The organism is Treponema sp. (genome assembly GCF_017430385.1).
Lineage (GTDB): Bacteria > Spirochaetota > Spirochaetia > Treponematales > Treponemataceae > Treponema_D.
The window spans coordinates 1-14,561 of the sequence record NZ_JAFRNB010000149.1; the positions used below are offsets into that span (position 1 = coordinate 1).

The 14,561-nt window shown below is 45.2% G+C and carries 15 protein-coding genes; 3 read left to right on the plus strand and 12 right to left on the minus strand.

What is annotated here, in order from left to right; translation table 11 throughout:
* Positions 1-428 (plus strand): hypothetical protein (locus tag IJJ71_RS11570; protein WP_296847192.1); only part of this gene is annotated, 428 nt, incomplete at its 5' end.
* 37 nt (positions 429-465) lie between these two features.
* Here IJJ71_RS11570 and gluQRS read toward each other — a convergent pair.
* From gluQRS to IJJ71_RS11585, 3 genes are all read right to left on the minus strand, one after another.
* Positions 466-1,389 carry a tRNA glutamyl-Q(34) synthetase GluQRS gene (gluQRS, locus tag IJJ71_RS11575; protein WP_296847194.1) on the minus strand — a complete coding sequence of 308 codons (924 nt, stop codon included), beginning with the start codon at positions 1,387-1,389 and terminating at the stop codon, positions 466-468.
* 9 nt (positions 1,390-1,398) lie between these two features.
* The gene (locus IJJ71_RS11580) at positions 1,399-1,707 is read right to left on the minus strand and encodes a hypothetical protein (protein ID WP_296847196.1); all 309 of its coding nucleotides are present in this window, start codon (positions 1,705-1,707) and stop codon (positions 1,399-1,401) included.
* Between the two features lie 66 nt (positions 1,708-1,773).
* On the minus strand, positions 1,774-2,073 hold the full coding sequence (locus IJJ71_RS11585) for a hypothetical protein (protein WP_296847198.1): 300 nt from the start codon (positions 2,071-2,073) through the stop codon (positions 1,774-1,776).
* A 209-nt stretch (positions 2,074-2,282) separates the two neighbouring features.
* Between IJJ71_RS11585 and IJJ71_RS11590 the strand changes: the two genes are divergently transcribed.
* Positions 2,283-3,863 carry an RluA family pseudouridine synthase gene (locus tag IJJ71_RS11590; protein ID WP_296847199.1) on the plus strand — a complete coding sequence of 527 codons (1,581 nt, stop codon included), beginning with the start codon at positions 2,283-2,285 and terminating at the stop codon, positions 3,861-3,863.
* Positions 3,864-3,903: 40 nt separating this feature from the next.
* Here IJJ71_RS11590 and IJJ71_RS11595 read toward each other — a convergent pair whose 3' ends face one another.
* From IJJ71_RS11595 to IJJ71_RS11625, 7 genes are all read right to left on the minus strand, one after another.
* Entirely contained in the window at positions 3,904-4,719 is an 816-nt protein-coding gene (locus IJJ71_RS11595; protein WP_296847201.1) for a hypothetical protein, read from the minus strand.
* Positions 4,720-4,806: 87 nt separating this feature from the next.
* Positions 4,807-6,489, minus strand: coding sequence for a formate--tetrahydrofolate ligase (locus IJJ71_RS11600; protein ID WP_296847202.1), 1,683 nt, complete (start codon positions 6,487-6,489; stop codon positions 4,807-4,809).
* 2 nt (positions 6,490-6,491) lie between these two features.
* Positions 6,492-7,892 (minus strand): 3-phosphoshikimate 1-carboxyvinyltransferase, encoded by a 1,401-nt coding sequence (gene aroA / locus IJJ71_RS11605; RefSeq protein ID WP_296847204.1) that lies wholly within the window; start codon positions 7,890-7,892, stop codon positions 6,492-6,494.
* 170 nt (positions 7,893-8,062) lie between these two features.
* Positions 8,063-9,289 (minus strand): iron-containing alcohol dehydrogenase, encoded by a 1,227-nt coding sequence (locus tag IJJ71_RS11610; protein ID WP_296847206.1) that lies wholly within the window; start codon positions 9,287-9,289, stop codon positions 8,063-8,065.
* A 98-nt stretch (positions 9,290-9,387) separates the two neighbouring features.
* Positions 9,388-9,822, minus strand: coding sequence for a PBECR4 domain-containing protein (locus tag IJJ71_RS11615; protein ID WP_296847207.1), 435 nt, complete (start codon positions 9,820-9,822; stop codon positions 9,388-9,390).
* Between the two features lie 9 nt (positions 9,823-9,831).
* Positions 9,832-10,035 carry a hypothetical protein gene (locus IJJ71_RS11620; RefSeq protein WP_296847209.1) on the minus strand — a complete coding sequence of 68 codons (204 nt, stop codon included), beginning with the start codon at positions 10,033-10,035 and terminating at the stop codon, positions 9,832-9,834.
* Positions 10,036-10,095: 60 nt separating this feature from the next.
* Complete coding sequence (locus IJJ71_RS11625; protein WP_296847210.1) at positions 10,096-11,148, minus strand: zinc-binding dehydrogenase; 1,053 nt, start codon at positions 11,146-11,148, stop codon at positions 10,096-10,098.
* Positions 11,149-11,387: 239 nt separating this feature from the next.
* Between IJJ71_RS11625 and IJJ71_RS11630 the strand changes: the two genes are divergently transcribed.
* Positions 11,388-13,205: a RelA/SpoT family protein gene (locus IJJ71_RS11630; RefSeq protein WP_296847211.1), complete on the plus strand. Its 1,818-nt coding sequence runs from the start codon at positions 11,388-11,390 to the stop codon at positions 13,203-13,205.
* Between the two features lies 1 nt (position 13,206).
* On the opposite strand, the gene IJJ71_RS11635 is transcribed toward IJJ71_RS11630, so the two are convergent.
* Both IJJ71_RS11635 and IJJ71_RS11640 read right to left on the minus strand, forming a co-directional pair.
* Positions 13,207-14,181 (minus strand): metallophosphoesterase family protein, encoded by a 975-nt coding sequence (locus IJJ71_RS11635; RefSeq protein WP_296847212.1) that lies wholly within the window; start codon positions 14,179-14,181, stop codon positions 13,207-13,209.
* Positions 14,178-14,561, minus strand: a 384-nt coding sequence (locus IJJ71_RS11640) for a hypothetical protein (RefSeq protein WP_296847213.1), incomplete at its 5' end; no start/stop codon positions are given. The genes IJJ71_RS11640 and IJJ71_RS11635, both read right to left, overlap by 4 nt.

The window sequence follows — 14,561 nt, forward strand, 5'->3', positions numbered from 1 at the left end:
AATTATTAAGTCAAATGTCGAGTTTTGAAATTTACAGGCTGTATCAAAAAACGGCTTCCAGTCGTGGAAACGGCTTAGCGAAACCGCAGGCTCGCCTGCTGCACGCAGTTTGTGCTTGTAATTATATACATTTGCCGCTTACGCGGCAGCACAAACTGAGTGCTTTCGTAAGCCGTTTCATTCCTTCACGCCGTTTTTTGAAATATTCGACAAGTTCAAAACTCGCCATTCGACGGCTTTTTAGACATAGAATGGAAAAATGCCGAGTTTTGCATTTGCTGAACAGTGCAAAAACAAGCGTAGGCGGGGTTATGGCACGAATCCACTTTGTGCGAGCGAGCGAAGCGAGTCTAATTTCCAATTTCGCACAACCGTGGATTCCAGTGCCATGTTCCCGTCGAGAGCTTGTTTTTGTGATTATCCAATAATTTGCAAAACTCGACATTTGACCTATTAGTTCATTACTCAGCAGGAAATATCCGTTCTTTTCACTTTTTCCCAGTCAAAAGCAGAGACGGCTTCACTGAGCGACAAATTTTCTTCCTTTTCTAAGATTCCGCACAAAAATAAAATCTTTCCCAAGAGTTCTTCTCGCGTAAAGTTTCCCCGCAAAAATCCCATGTCGATGTCTTTGTCGCGCTTAGAAAGTCTGCGGCCGTCCGAACTCACTAGCAAAGGCAAATGATAAAATTCTGGTACAGTAAATCCGAGTTTTTCATAAAGATAAATCTGGCTTGCCGTGCTCGAAAGCAAATCCCTGCCACGCACAACCTCAGTTACGCCCATGAGAGCGTCATCAACCACAACCGCAAGCTGATATGAAAAATTTCCGTCAGCTCGGCGAATCACGAAATCCCCGGAATCATTTTGAAGATTGAATTTCTGTGTACCAAAATGACCGTCTGTAAACGAAACAATTTTGTCCTCAGTCAAGATTCGTTTTGCCGGAACACGCGTATTATATAGAAGATTTTTTTCAGATTCAGAAAGATTCCGGCATTTTCCTGAGTAAACTGGAGTTCCATCGCTGGCATGAGGTGCCGAAGAAGCAAGCAAATCAGCACGCCGACAGAAACAGTCATAAACCAAGCCCTGTGCGAAAAGAGAATCAAAAGCTTTTATATAGAAGGAATCTCGATTGGATTGGAAAAATTCAGGAGCAAGGCCTCCGTTTTCAGCCGAAAAATTGTCCCATTTAAGGCCAATCCACAATAAATCATCAAGAAGCTGAACGGAATATTCTTTTTTGCAACGCTGGCGATCAAGGTCTTCAACGCGAAGAATCCACTCACCGCCCTTTTTGCGTGCCGAAAGATAAGAAAGCAGGGCGGAATACACATTTCCCAAGTGCATCCGCCCGCTCGGAGATGGCGCAAACCGGCCTTTCATTTTCGCCTCTTATTTTGAAGGTTTTCCGTGAACTTTCTCAACTTCATCAAAGAATTTCGAGCCGCCTTTGCCATTGCCACGACGAGGTCCAAGAACTTTTGACTGAACTTCGCCAGTTTTTTTCATTGAAGAAGCAACGCCTTTTCCCGGAGTTGAAAGTCGGTTGTAATTAATCTCGTAAGTCACAGGATTTGACTCGCTGAAATGAAAAACCTTGCTCGAAAGCCCCAAAAATGTAAAAATTGCCGCAATCACGAGCAGAATCGCAACAGTTTTAACATTGCCAACGATTTTTGAGTCATCAATTATAATTGTCATAATTTTCCCACCTTAAAATTAGCATTAACGACATCCAGGCCGCTCGATTTTTTTTCGCAGCTTCAATTATTTTCTTCGTTTTTTAGAAACTTCGTCAAAAAATTTTGAGCCGCCGTGTCCATTTCCGCGTGTAGGTCCAAGGATTTTTGACTGAACTTCGCATGTCTTTTTCATTGAGTTTGCAACATGTTTACCTGTATTTGAAAGATGGTTGTAGTTGATTTCGTACATTACAGGATTTGTTTCACTGAAATGAAAAATCTTGCTGGAACCGATAAAAAATGCAAAAACAGCAATGATTACCAGAAAAATCGAAATACCTTTTACCTGCTGGATAACTTTTTGATCATCGATACTTTTTTTCATAAAATACTCCTTGCGTTTTAAACGCGTAATTTAAATCCACCCGTTTTTATTTTCGGAAAATTCAGGAAAGTTCTTAATTATTTGGACGAAATTTAATCGGCTACAGGCTGCTTTGGGTTCGCTAACGCTCATTGCTTCGCAACTGACGCCCGCCGCATCCTGCGTAGGCTTCACTTGTAAAAAAAACAATATTCGGGCAAAATTACACTATGTTTCCGCCATTTCCCCAGGAAAAAGCCGCAAAGATTCTCGAAAAATTGATTTTCTCGCTCCAAACAGGTGAAATTGAACTCGTACAAGTTGCCCGCCCAAGCGAAGAACGCAAAAATCAAGGCGTAATGCTCGGGGCACTTGTCTGCAAAGATAAAAACGGCGAAATAGTTAATTTGGTGACGAACTCTGGAAACGCTAAAAAACTGAAAGTGGAAAGCGGAAAGTGGAAAACGGAAAACGATTTTTTTGGGGAAGTTGTTTTTGTGGGAGCGATTGTTTCTGCTGAGGAAATTGAGGATGCACTTTCGGAAAATGATAAAGAGATTCATGAGCTGACAGAACAAATTAATAATGAGCAATTAGCAATTAGCAGTGAGCAATTAAAAGAATTGCGTAAACAACGCGAAAAATTGTGTTCGCTATCGCTTGAAAAAGTTCATGATTTGTACAAATTTCATTGTATCGATGGAAAAATTCGTTCGCTCAAAGAGATTTGTGAAATGTACAATGGCGGAAAATTGCCGCCAACAGGCACAGGCGATTGCTGCGCACCAAAACTTCTGGACTATGCTTTCTCCCACGAACTTATGCCAATCTCCTTGGCAGAACTGCAATATGATTTTTTCGCTAAAGAAAATGTGCCACATGGAGGTGGCGAAAAGACCGTTGACCGCGAGAATTCACTGTCCGAAGGGCAGGGAATTCTCGTCACGACAGGATGTCGATGCGGTAACGATTGTAGCACCGCCGAAGGCGTACCGCTTGCGGTATGGAGCGACAGCGGAAGTGCGGAAAGCGTGACGGCGAAGCCGGACCGCCCAACTGCTCCCTGCACACTGCACACTGCTAATTTAATTCCCCCTTGTGACGAGCGGTGCGGGATTCTTTTGCCGGCGATGCTGGGATTGCGTATTTTATATCAGGATGAGGCGATTTGCGTGGTGAACAAACAGTCCGGGCTTTTGAGCGTTCCTGGACGGGGTGAGGACAAGCAGGATTGTATTGAATCGCGGTTCAGGCGGCTTTTTGGCGACAAAGTTGAGATTAAACAGCCGGCGGTTCACAGGCTCGACATGGAAACTTCGGGAATCATGATTCTCAGCTTTACGAAAGAGGCTCACCGCGAGCTGAACAGGCAGTTTGAGGCGAAGGAAATTCAGAAGGAATATATCGCGCTTTTGGACGGAGTTTTGCCAAAAATGGGAATTGCACAGCACGGCACGATGGAGCTTTTTTTCAGGCTCGATGTCGATAACAGACCGCACCAGATTTGGGATAGCGAAAACGGAAAATCGGCGGTCACGGAATGGGAGATTTTGGGCGTAGAGCGGTATCATGCACCAGACGGCTCTACCCGGAATGCAACTCGTGTCCTTTTCATGCCGCACACAGGCCGAACACATCAGCTCAGGCTTGCAAGCAGCGATTCTCATGGATTTGGCTGCCCGATTATCGGCGATACGCTTTACGGCCATTGCGACGAGGGCGAGCGGCTCATGCTTCATGCAAAAAAAATATCATTCACCCACCCGATTACTGGCAAGAGAATGATAATTGAATGTGAAAGCGAGTTTTGATTTTCAGAATCTTTTTCTGAGTTTGATTTACCGATTTATCTTATCGCCATGGGAAAAGGAACGAAAGCAATTTTCGCGGGCCAAGTGATTCCATGTCCTCTGCCAAAAGTTCATCCCACGGAACTTCATTCCGTTTGTCGCGGTTAGTCTCAAAATCAGGATCTGTTTCTGACATTTTTTCAATCCAGTCGTACTTGTAAAGCCGGAGCCGGAGGGCATTTGTCGATGAAAGCAAAATTCCGTTCAAGCCTGGAATCAACATGAAAAATACGCATGAAAGCACGAGCAAAATGATGTTGTACAAAAAGACACCGATTGAGAAGAAAACATTATCATAGAAAATGATGAATGACTTTTTGAAGCATTTTGAAAAATTGTTGTTTCCCTGCAAAAAATAGAGCGGAATGAACCATTGGAGCGCAATCACGGCAACGAGCAAAAACCAGCCCAATGCGGCGGCAACCAGAAGCCCGACGACGTTTCCGTCACGGAAATAGAGCATAAGATAGTAAGCGACGGCGAATCTTGCAAGAAGAAGAGCAACGGCAATCAAAGCCCCGAAAGAAAAGCCGATTTTCCAGACTGCTTTTAACGATGAGAAAAAGAGGCCGTAAGAACCAGAGCAGAAATCAGCCAGTTTAGCGGCATTCGCTCCCCACGCGAAGAGCGAAGTCATAAGAATTCCAGAGCATAGGATGAAAACAATAGCCGGAAGATAAGGGTTGATTCCGTCTGCAAAGCGGAAAGCAAAATAGCTGGCCACAAGAAGCAGAATCGTAACAACATTTGAAAGCACAAGGAAGAAAAAATTATCCCAGCCATCACAAAAATTTTTTTTCAGAAAGAATTTGAACATAGATACCTCGTAGTTAGGAATTAGAAGTTAGGAGTTAGGAGTTTTTTTTCGTTGACTTCTAACTCCTAATTCCTCACTCCTAACTTTTTAAAATAATCCGCTGATGTTGCCGTCGTCATCGATGTCGATGTTGAGGGCGGCAGGAAGCTTTGGCAGGCCTGGCATTGTCATGATTTCACCAGCAAGGGCAACTACGAAGCCTGCTCCAGAGTAAAGCTGAACGTCCCGAACCGGGAAGATGTAATCTTTTGGAGCACCCATGAGCTTTGGATCGTGGCTGATTGAGTTCTGGGTCTTTGCGACACAAACCGGTAAATCTTTGTAGCCCTGTTCTTCAAAGTCACGGAGTTTTTTAAGAGCCGCTGGTGCGATGTCAACATCCTTTGCACGGTAAATCTCTTTTGCAAGGATTTTGATTTTGTCAACGAATGAAAGATTTGCCGGATAAAGATAATTGAATTTTGCTTTTCCTGAGTCAGCGACTTCGGCAACAACTTTTGCAAGCTCTGTGGCACCTTCGCCGCCTTTGCCCCAGCCTTCGCAGAGAACGGCCTTTGCACCTTTGGCCTCACAAAGTTTTTCGAGAAGTGCAATTTCTTCGTCTGTATCTGTGATGAATTTGTTTACAGCGACAACGGCAGGAACACCGAATTTTGCAATGTTTTCGATATGAACTGCAAGGTTTTCAAATCCGGCCTGCAATGCGCCAACGCTCGGAGTTGAAAGATCAGCCTTTGCCATGCCGCCATGCATTTTGAGAGCGCGGACTGTGGCAACGATTACGACTACATCCGGGGAAATGCCTGCAGCCCGGCACTTGATGTCCATGAATTTTTCTGCACCAAGGTCAGCAGCGAAGCCAGCCTCTGTTACGACATAATCACCTGTTGCGAGCGCACAAATTGTAGCGTTGACAGAGTTTGTTCCCTGCGCGATGTTTGCGAATGGGCCGCCATGAACGAAAACAGGATTTTTTTCGAGAGTCTGAACCAGGTTCGGCTTGATTGCGTCCTTCAAAAGAACTGCGATTGAGCCGGTGCATTTAAGCTCGCCGAATTTTACAGGTCTCTTGTCAAAGGTCTTTGCGACCGTGATATTGTCGATTCTGTTTTTGAGGTCTGAGATTGAAGTTGAAAGACAGATGATTGCCATGAGCTCGCTTGCAACAGTGATGCAGAAATGGTCTTCGCGGGGCATTCCGTCTGCGATTCCGCCCATGCCAACAACGATGTTACGAAGCTCGCGGTCGTTCAAGTCAACGCATCGTTTCCATGAGATTGTGCGCGGGTCGATTCCAAGCTGATTGCCCTGCTTGATATGATTGTCGATAAGAGCCGCAATCAGGTTGTTTGCGATTGAAATTGCATGAATGTCGCCGGTGAAGTGAAGGTTGATGTCTTCCATCGGAACAATCTGTGCATATCCGCCGCCACAGGCACCACCCTTTACGCCAAAGCAAGGACCAAGAGAAGGTTCGCGGAGCGCGATAACGGCTTTTTTGCCGATTTTATTGAGACCGTCACCAAGGGCGATAGAGACAGTAGACTTGCCCTCGCCTGCAGGAGTTGGTGTAAGCGCGGTAGTCAAAATCAATTTGCCGCGATTTTTTGGCTCGCTTGCCTTTCTCTGCAATGCACGGAGTTCATCCATAGTAAGCTTGGCCTTGTATTTTCCGTAAAGTTCAAGATTATCTTCGGTGATTCCGATTTTTGCCGCAACTTCCGTGATTGGAATCATCTTGTTCTTCTGTGCAATTTCGATGTCTGTCATTTTTACACCTCTTCTTTGTAGTTTGCTCCGATTGTTTTCATTACGTCATAAAAATGCGGGAAACTCACCGAGCAACATTCCGCGTCATTTATAATAAGCTGTTCTGACTCCGACAAGCCCAACCCCAGGCAGGCAAGCGACATTGCCATGCGGTGATCATCGTAGCTCTCGCAAATTCCGCCGTGCATTTTGAATGCCGGGTTTGGAGAGCCGTCCTTTAAGACCGGCGAATGACCGTGAATAATCAAAGAATCTTCCTTCTCCTCAATCTCAGCACCAAGCCGAGAAAGCTCGATGTTAAGAACTTTGAGGCGGTCAGTTTCCTTTCGGCGGCAGACTGCGGCATCTTCAATAACCACAGTTCCTTCTGTAAAGCAGGCGATTGCAGAAATAGCACAAACCGCATCAGGGAAGCCTGAGATATTCACATGAAGTTCCCCATTCGGCAGATTCTCCGTAGAAAGCCGGCCTATTCCGTCTTTGGAACACTTACCGCCAGCGACAGTGAGAGTTTCTTCATTTTTCTCCCATATAATATCACCGCCGATTGACTGCAGAATCTCGACAATCGCATCATCGCCCTGAGTGCCGCTGGAATCAACGTTCTCAATCGTGATTTTGCTGTCTGTCATGAGTGCCGCAATCAACGGGAATGCAACGCCCTCCCAGTCGCTAGGAATCGTAACGTCAAAGCCTTTGAAAGACTTGCAGGGAGTGACTTCAATATGCTTGAAATCCTCGGAAATCTGACATTTTACGCCAACCTTTTCAAGCCACTTTTGGGTCATTGTGAGATACGGAGTTTCTTTTGGATTTGAAAGCTCGAGTTTTATTGGATTTTCTGTGAGGATACCAGCCATCATGAGGCCGGAAATATACTGACTGGAAATTTCTCCAGGAGTGCGGACAGTGCCGCCTTTTTTGATGCTGCCAGTGATTACCAGAGGACAGCCGTTTGTGCCAGGCCGGGTTACAAAACAATTTGCACCAAGCTGATTGAGCGCGTCCACAACATGAAGGACAGGTCTCTTACGAATGCTCGCGTCTCCTGTAAAGACCGAAGTGCCCTCAAAGCAAGCCGCAACCGGGGTCAAAAAATACAAAAGAGAGCCGGAATCGCCGACATTCACTACATCATCAGGAAGATGAAGATTTTTGCCAGCTCCATCAACAATCCATTCCGTGCCAGGCTCGCCCTCGGTTGAAAGATTCAAATCGACTTCCGAACCAATCAAAGGAACTGCCGCCGCCGTTGAAAGACAGTCCGCACTAGGCAAAGGATTTTTGATATGAGAAACACCGTTCGCAATAGTCGCAAGCAAAAGCGCACGGATTGTATGAGATTTGGAACCGGGAACAGTGATTGCCCCAGATAATTTACTTTTTGAAACAATGACGTTCATGGATAGAATTATAACATATTTGTGAAGTAAAAAAAAGTCGTTGACAGTCGTGTGAGTGATTGGAGTGGCTGCGAAGCAGTTCCGCAGCGAAGCGAAGGAATGGAGTGCGGTTAGCACGGAACCACGGAAAGCACGACCGCCGCTGTTAAGCGGCGGTCACACCCTAATAATTAGAAATCAACTTCTGTGTCGTAGTAACAGCACTTGAGAAGTTTTTCCATTTCTTCCTGCGTTGGCTGGCGTGGGTTTGAGCCAGTACAAGCATCGGCAATTGCGTTCTTTGCGATTTCTGGCAGGCGTTTGAGGAAGGTGTCCTCTGGAACGAAGCCTTTTTCGCAAGGATAACTGTCTGCGCCGTAAGTTCCGATTGAGTGAGGAATCTTAAGGTCGTCGTTCATGCCGCGAAGATACTTTATGAGGTTGGCGATTTTTTCTTTCTCAGAAGAACCGCCCAATCCCATGAAGTCAGCGATAACGGCATAGCGTTTTGCAGCTGTCGGGTCTTTTGCGTTGAAAGCGATGACTTTCGGAAGATACATTGCGTTTGCAGCTCCGTGAATGATGTGAGCGTGCAATCCGCCAACGTCCTCAAATGCGGCACCAGTTTTGTGAGCCATTGAGTGAACGATACCGAGCAATGCGTTTGAGAAAGCCATACCAGCCAGACACTGAGCGTCGTGCATTCTGTCGCGGGCAGCCATGTCGCCGTTGTATGATTTGACCAAATCAGCCTGAATCATTTTGATTGCGTGCAATGCGAGAGGATCTGTGTAGTTGCAGTTTGCAGTTGAAACATAAGCTTCGATTGCGTGAGTGATTGCGTCCATACCAGTGTGAGCAACGAGCTTCTGAGGCATTGTCTCTGCAAGCTCCGGGTCAACGATTGCTACATCTGGAGTGATTTCGAAATCTGCGATTGGATATTTGATACCTTTGTCGTAGTCAGTGATGATTGAGAATGCCGTAACTTCTGTAGCAGTACCAGAAGTTGAAGAAACAGCACAGAAATGAGCCTTTTTGCGAAGCTCTGGAATGCCGAATACCTTGCACATATCCTCGAAAGTGCTGTTCGGGTACTCGTATTTAATCCACATTGCCTTTGCAGCATCGATTGGTGAACCGCCGCCGATAGCAACAATCCAGTCAGGCTGGAATTCGAGCATTTTTTTTGCGCCGTTCATAACGGTTGTTACAGATGGGTCTGGCTCGATTCCGTCAATCAAAGCGACTTCCATTCCGGCTTCTTTAAGATATTTTTCGGCACGGTCAAGGAATCCGAACTTTTTCATAGAACCGCCACCAACACAGATGACAGCCTTCTTACCTTTGAGTGATTTGAGTGCCTCAAGCGCTCCCTTTCCGTGATACAAATCACGAGGCAAAGTAAATCTTTGCACAGTGTACCTCCTTTTTTGTTGCATCAATTTTTTTGTAATGCAGACTTATTTTTTTACTATTAAGTCAAAGATTAGTATAATTCAGCAATCGGCTGCCGTCAAATTTTATTTTTTTCTGCGCCAATCAACCGGCTGCCGCCCTTTCGCCCTTCGCTCACGCTCATTACCGCAAGCGGTAACTCCGGGGCTACACGGCGGGGCGGGCATTTTGCGAGATATTTTGAGATTTTATTTGCTGTTAAGGATGTTTTATATGGCTCCATTTTCGCAGTAATAGAAAAAGGTCCATGAATAGTATTTCGAGCATTGTGCTGGAGGATTCGCTTATCCGTTAATTTATGTAAACCGGCAAGATGATGAAAATCAGTTTTTTGAAATGTCAGTTCAAAATCATATAGGACACCTTTTCTACCAATAACAAAATGATACTTACAATTCAAAAGTTGCTCATAATTTTTTGCACATTGTAGAAGCAAATCCACGGTGGCTCCCAAAAACAAAACCCCGCCAAAGGCAGGGCTTAAATTGTGCATTTTCTTTTCTCAACCTCTCTTCCCTAGCTCCAGGAAAAGCCCCATGCAGGCGGGGCAGCGACATTCACTTCCGTTTTCGATATTTTCAAACATTCTGATGCGTTTTTGGTTTTCTGATTCGCCAGAAGAGCCTGCACCAGAATGTGACATGGCTTTATCAATACCTTTTTGAGAGCGAATGGCCATGAGTCGCTCTATTACGCCATCACTCATATCTCATTCACCCCCTTTTAAGATTTAGGGAAGTGCAGATTAATCCGCCCTTCCTTTTCCTTACAAAATGACATAGCTCTTGATGAGTTCTTTTGGCTTGTCGTGCATTGCCTGGAATGCCTTTGGAAGATTCTCGAAGCCTTCGAACTTCATGTTCAAAACTTTTCCCGGATGGATTCGGTTTGTCTGAATCAGCTTAAGAAGACGCTCGATTCTTCTTGCACCGCCCGGACAGAATCCGCCGCGAATCGTTACATCGCTCATTCCCAGGCCCCAGAGCGGAGCCGGAATATTGAAAGTGTCCATTCCGTCGTAGAAGTTTACGTTTGAGATTATACCGTTCGGGCGAACCATCTTCAAAGCGTCTGCCATTGCCGAGCAGTTACCGCCAGCGATGATACATTTGTCAACCTGACCGTATTTTGAAACAATCTGCTGAACAACATCACCGTTGTGGTAGTCGATGATGCCCGTTGCACCGAATTCTTTTGCAAGTTTAACAAGGTTCGGGCGGCTTCCGATTCCGATGATGTGACCGGCACCACGAAGTGCAGTTCCTGCAAGTGCCATGAGACCGACAGGCCCGATTCCGTAAATAACGACAGTATCACCAAACTGAATGTCAGCCATCTCCGAAGCGTAGAAGCCTGTGGACATCATATCAGTTGTCATCAAAGCGTCTTCAAGGGAAACATCTTCCGGCATGAGAACAAGGTTTGCATCAGCATTGTTTACATGGAAGAAATCAGCCCAAACACCGTCTTTGCTCATCAAGAACTTGAATCCACTAGCAAAACCGGCATCATGAGTATTGTTTCCGTAGCGTTCCTGAACAGCCAGCTGCTCCCAGTCCGGAGTAACGCAGTTAACTACAACTTTATCGCCAGGCTTGAATCTTTTTACGAGATTACCAACCTCAACGACCTCAGCTACTGCTTCATGGCCGAGGATTCGGTTTTTCATTGGCCCCGCTCCACCGTCAGAAGCATGGATGTCCGAACTACAAACGCCAACAGCAATTGGCTTTAACACAGCATCCAATGGGCCTGCAACAGGCTTTTCAACTTCAATCCAGCCTACTTTACCAGGCTCAATAACAGCAAATCCTTTCATGTGATACACTCCTTTTGTATATACTTTCTGAATTTAGAATAAGTCCGATTTTTTGGGATGTCAAATTTTTTGTAAACGCGTGAGGGATTGTAGGGGCAGCGAAGCTGTTGCCGCAGGCAATGGAGCGAATAGCGGAACCCCGAAAAGCCCGGCCTGAAGGGACACGCCCTCTCTACGAATACAATAGATTTATCTAGTCTTTTAATAGGATTTTTGGTATCTTATATTAGAGGGGAAATATGGGATTTGACATCGCGACAAACAATACTGAGACCGACCCGAAGATTCTTTTGGCCGAGTTTTTTAAGACTTTCGACAATTTTTCTGATGAACAGAAAAGCCGGTTTTCGCTCGCATGGGATTATCTGTGCGAAAAAACAGAAGGTCTCACACGTGCATGCGGTCTTCCATACTATCTCCATCCGATGCGGGTCGCGGCAATTCTGGCGCAAGGGCAGCTTGATATTGACTCCGTTATTTCAGGACTTCTGCACTCAATCTTTGAAATTGAAGGTGTTCCGCACGACGAAGTAAAAGCCAAGTTCGGTGAGACAGTCTACAAAATCGTCAAGGACACTTCAAAAATCACAGGCATGAAAATCAATGCCACCACGATTCAGCAGGCTGACTCAATCCGAAAAATGCTCTTCGCGATGATTGACGACGTGCGGGTCATTCTTGTAAAACTTGCAGACCGCCTCGACCGAATGCGCAATCTCAAATCAATCGAAGAAAAAAAGCAGCGTCTCGTTGCCTCGGAGGTAATCGACATTTGGGCACCGCTCGCAGACAGGCTCGGTATGCAGAGCGTCAAAAATGAGCTCGAAGACTTGAGCCTCAAATATTCAAATCCGAATGTTTTCCAGCAGATTAAGGCTATCGTCGCCACCAAAAAAGACGAACGGGCAAGCTATCTCGAAAAGGCAGTGAACGCAATCTATAAATCAGCCGAAAAGGTTGGAATCAAAGTGAGCATTTCCAGCCGCGCAAAGCATTTTTATTCTATATATAAGAAGATGCAAAAAAGGAATGTACCGGCCTCTTCTCTTTATGACTTGCTTGCTCTGCGCGTAATCTGCGAAACAAATGCCGAATGTTACACTCTGATTGGAATCGTGCACGGTTTATGGAAGCCGATGGACGGTCGTTTCAAAGATTATATCGCCATGCCAAAGTCAAACGGCTACCAGTCGCTTCATACGACGGTCGTCTGCGAAGGAAAGCCGCTCGAAATCCAGATTCGTACCCGCGACATGCATAACATGGCTGAGCACGGCGTGGCTTCTCACTGGCTTTACAAAAAAGGCATGAACCACGACAAGGTTGATGTCAATTCTCTTGGAATTTTCAATCAGCTCCAGAATCTCAAAAAGGAAAACCTCAGCGACGAGAATTTCTTTGCAGAGCTTAAGGGCGAATTGCTGGGTGATGAAATTTATGTCTTCACTCCAAAAGGCGATGTAGTTCATTTGCCACAAGGAAGCTGCGCGATTGATTTTGCTTATCATGTTCACTCTGGCGTGGGCGAAAAGATTGTCGGTGCAAAGGCAGACGGCAAAATCATTCCGATTACACAACCGCTCCAGAACACTCAGATTATCGAAGTAATCACGAACCCTCAGGCTCATCCAACAGAAAACCAGCTCAAAGTTGTCAAAACAAGCAAGGCTCGTTCAAGGATTCATTCGTGGCTCCTGGCAAACGATCCCACTTTTGAGGACAAAGCAGCGGCGGAACAGCGCGCAAGAGATTTGGACGCACAGAACGAGCGAAGCCGAGCAATTCAGGAAGAAAAACGCAAGAAGCGATCCGTAAAAGGCGAAAATCCTGAAATTGCAGAGCGCAACCGTTACACAGGAAGAATCATCGTCGAAGGAATGAAAAATTTCACCTACAATCTGGCAGGATGCTGCAATCCACAGCCGGGTGATTTAATCGTGGGCTACACAAACAAAAAAGGCCTGCGAATCCATAAGGCGACATGTCTCACTTTCCAGCGAATTCAGAACATCGAAAACAGAATGGTGGAAGTCGAATGGGAGAAAAAGACTAATTAAATCAAAGTTCTACGACTTCAGTGTGCATAGTCTGAGTTTTTTCATTGACCGTGATAACCGCACAAAAACCGTTCTTGAACGCATCAAGTGAGTCCTCGCGGAATTTTTTGAAATCAAATCCGAAACTCTTGTGAATGTGGCCGTCGTAAACCTGTTTGACATTGTATCGTGAAAAATAAGTTAAAATCGTGTTGCGCTCCATCGAATTCTGAATCCGCATAAGAATTGCAACCGGGTCTTCAGCCCCTGCATAAATCGGATAATGGCTGAGGACGATTTTCGGGCACGGATCGGAAGAAGTTTTTTCCTTGAAATCATCGAGCTGGCTCTTTCCCAAAGTGCCGTTCGCAGTGTCCAGGAAATAAAAGCTGATTCCGCTCGTCGAATCAGAAGAATCAGAATCCAGATTGAAAAAATAGCTTGAAATGTACGGGAAGCAATATTTTTTGAAGCCGGTCACGCCGTTATTATAAAGGTCATGATTTCCGAGAATCGAATAGATTTTATAGTCGTTGTCGCCGATTTTTTCTTTTGCGATTGTCTTGATTTTGTTTTCAAATTCAAGATATTCCTTGTATTCAGAATCATGTCCGCCGTCAGCAGTATCGCCTAAATTAAGAATGAATCGCGGAACTTTTTCAGGATTGGAATCTTTGTAAGTATCAAATCGAAGCGAAATCCATTTCAGGAAATCCTCATCCACATCGCTGTCTTCGGTTCGGCCTGAGCCAAAATGAACATCCGTGATGATAACGAAAGAATAAGTGTGATTTGAGTCTTTCGGAGCCTTCAAATTCTGCTTTGAAAAATCCGGTTTGAGGGAATTTAAGTCCGTCATCGAAGAAGAACGTTCATCAACATTTTCTTCGCCAAAAAGTCCCCAGAAAAATCCGAAATTGCAAGAAACGCAGAAAATTGAGAAAAAAATTACGGCAAAAAATGTCAGCAAAATCGAACTGATTCTAAATTTTTTCAAAATGTGTACCTCGCTGTCATACGAAGAATCAGCCCTTCCAGATAAGGTGCGGTAGTGTACTGGTCAGTGAAACGAAGCTCTGTCTCGCCCGCAAACCGAAGCCCAGAATCAAGATTTATCGCGGCTCCAAGAGTGTATTCTGGCGTACAGAAAATCGGATACCGGTAAAAATCATGCGTACTATGCTCGTAGTAAATTTCAAAACCGTTCGAGAAGATTTTTTCAATTCTGATTCCCGCAACAGGATAATGGTCATGCAAAAGAGGAACATAATCAGCAAGTTCGTCCAGCCTGGTCGTTTTAAAGGAATAACCGCCCCGGAAAGTGAGCGTAAAACCAGTGTAAGACTGATAACGGAAACATGAATCAAGCATATAGTC